The 2,868-nt window shown below is 65.8% G+C and carries 2 protein-coding genes; both read left to right on the top strand.

Annotated elements, in window-relative coordinates; genetic code table 11:
- Positions 1–840, top strand: an 840-nt coding sequence (gene coxB / locus sphsw_RS14865) for a cytochrome c oxidase subunit II (RefSeq protein WP_042467444.1), incomplete at its 5' end; no start/stop codon positions are given.
- 1 nt (position 841) lies between these two features.
- Complete coding sequence (ctaD, locus tag sphsw_RS14860) at positions 842–2,506, top strand: cytochrome c oxidase subunit I (protein ID WP_031393246.1); 1,665 nt, start codon at positions 842–844, stop codon at positions 2,504–2,506.
- The last annotated feature ends 362 nt before the right edge of the window (positions 2,507–2,868 follow it).

Genomic DNA, 2,868 nt, shown 5'->3' with positions numbered 1-2,868 from the left:
CCGACGATCACCGCGGTTTCGCTGCTGGTGCTCGCTTTGCTCTTCTGGGTGGTCTTCCGCTATCGCCGCGCCGCCAACCCGGTGCCGTCGAAGACCAGCCACAACACCGTGATCGAGATCATCTGGACGCTCGCCCCGGTGATCATCCTCGTGCTGATCGCGGTCCCGTCGATCGGCCTGCTCTCCGCCCAGTTCAAGCCGGCGCCCGCGGGCGCGGTGACGATCAAGGCGATCGGCAACCAGTGGTACTGGACCTACCAGTATCCGGATAATGGCGGCTTCGAAGTCACCGCGAACATGCTGAAGGAGGCCAAGGACGTCGGCGCGGGCGAACGCGCACGCACCGATGCCGACGGTCCGCGCCTGCTCGCGACCGACAACCGCATCGTCCTGCCGGTCGGGGTGCCGATCCGCCTCATCACGACCGCGAACGACGTGATCCACAGCTGGGCGGTCCCCGCCTTCTGGATCAAGCTCGACGCGATCCCCGGCCGCCTGAACGAGACGAGCTTCACGATCGACAAGCCCGGCCTCTATTTCGGCCAGTGCTCCGAGCTCTGCGGTGCGCGTCACGCGTTCATGCCGATCGCGGTCCAGGCCGTCTCGCCCGCGCAGTTCGCGGCGTGGGTCCGGGCCAAGGGCGGCTCGATGCCGACCCCGGGCCAGGCCTCCGACAAGGTCATTCCGCAGCCCGGCGCCGACGGCTCCGCGGCCAAGGTCGAGGAGGCGGCGGAGACCGCCAACGCCACCGGCCCGGTCGAAAACGTGACCACCGCAGCGCCCGCCACCACGCAGGGCGCCACCTCCAACCCGGCCGGCGCCGGCAACGCGGGACTCTAAGATGACCGACACCGCTCTCAACCCGTCGGCATTCGTCGCCCATGATGCGCACGCGCATCATCACGATGCCGATCACAAGCCAGGTTTCTTCGCGCGTTGGTTCATGTCGACCAACCACAAGGACATCGGCACGCTCTACCTGATCTTCGCGATCGTCGCGGGGATCATCGGCGGCTCGGTCTCGGGCCTCATGCGCGCCGAGCTCGCCGAGCCCGGTATCCAGTATCTTCAGGGCTGGGCCGGCATGCTCCACGGCGGCAGCGCCAGCCTCGACGAATCGCTCCACCTCTGGAACGTGCTGATCACCGCGCACGGCCTGATCATGGTGTTCTTCATGGTCATGCCGGCGATGGTCGGCGGGTTCGGCAACTGGTTCGTGCCGATCATGATCGGCGCGCCCGACATGGCGTTCCCGCGCATGAACAACGTGTCGTTCTGGCTGCTGATCCCCGCCTTCACGCTGCTGCTCGCCTCGCCCTTCTTCGGTGGCGCAGGTAACGGCTGGACGCTCTACGCCCCGCTCTCGACCTATGGCGAGCCCGGGCCGTCGACCGACATGGCGATCCTAGCGCTCCATCTCGCGGGCGCCTCGTCGATCCTCGGCGCGATCAACTTCATCACCACCATCTTCAACATGCGCGCGCCGGGCATGACGCTGCACAAGATGCCGCTGTTCGTGTGGTCGATGCTCGTCACCGCGTTCCTGCTGCTGCTCGCGCTCCCGGTCCTCGCGGCCGCGATCACGATGCTGCTGACCGATCGCAACTTCGGCACGACCTTCTTCGATCCGGCCGGCGGCGGCGATCCCGTCCTCTACCAGCATCTGTTCTGGTTCTTCGGCCATCCCGAAGTCTACATCATGATCCTGCCGGGCTTCGGCATCGTCAGCCAGATCATCTCGACGTTCAGCCGCAAACCCGTCTTCGGCTATCTCGGCATGGCCTATGCCATGGTCGCGATCGGCGTGGTCGGCTTCGTCGTCTGGGCGCACCACATGTTCACCACCGGCCTGTCGGTGAACACCAAGATGTACTTCACCGCCGCGACGATGGTCATCGCGGTCCCCACCGGCATCAAGATCTTCTCGTGGATCGCGACGATGTGGGGCGGCTCGATGAGCTTCAAGACGCCGATGGTCTGGTCGATCGGCTTCATCTTCATGTTCACCGTCGGCGGCGTGACCGGCGTCGTGCTCGCCAACGGCGGCATCGACGATTACATGCAGGACACCTATTACGTGGTGGCGCATTTCCACTACGTGCTCAGCCTCGGCGCGGTGTTCTCGCTGTTCGCGGGCTTCTACTACTGGTTCCCGAAGATGTCGGGCAAGATGTACAACGAGTTCCTCGGCCAGCTCCACTTCTGGGTGTTCTTCATCGGCGTGAACGTCATGTTCTTCCCGATGCACTTCCTGGGCCTCCAGGGCATGCCGCGCCGTTACCCGGACTATCCCGACGCCTACGCGCACTGGAACTATGTTGCGACGGTCGGCTACATGATCATGGCCGCAGGCATGGCGATCTTCTTCGTCAACCTGATCTGGTCGCTGATCGCGGGCAAGAAGGCGGCGGACAATCCCTGGGGCGAAGGCGCCACGACGCTCGAATGGACGATCTCCTCGCCCCCGCCCTATCACCAGTTCGAGACGCTCCCGAAGATCGACTGAGGGCGGATCAAGGGCCATCAGGCCCCCGCCCGGCCGGCGCGGCAACGCCGCGTCCGACGACACGGGACTTGCTCCCGTGTCGGGGCCAGCCAGAAGACGCCTCGGGGCAACCCGGGGCGTTTTTCATATCCGCCGCCCCTAATCCGTCATCCTGACGAACGTCAGGACCCAGAGCCCAACAGCTCGACGCCAGCCCAAAATCCGTCCCACCCCGGCACGCCCCGAAATCCCCCGCTAGCCAAACCCCGCGCGGGTCCCCAAACACGGCGCATGCCGACGCTCCAGCACCTCGCCGTCTCGATTCTCGGCCTGACCCTCGCCGGCGGCACCGCGATCGCACTCACCGGCGCCCGCCCCGTGAC

Source organism: Sphingomonas sp. FUKUSWIS1 (genome assembly GCF_000733135.1).
In the GTDB taxonomy this organism is placed as follows: Bacteria; Pseudomonadota; Alphaproteobacteria; order Sphingomonadales; family Sphingomonadaceae; genus Sphingomonas; species Sphingomonas aerolata.
This window is presented reverse-complemented; position numbering and strand designations above follow the sequence as displayed.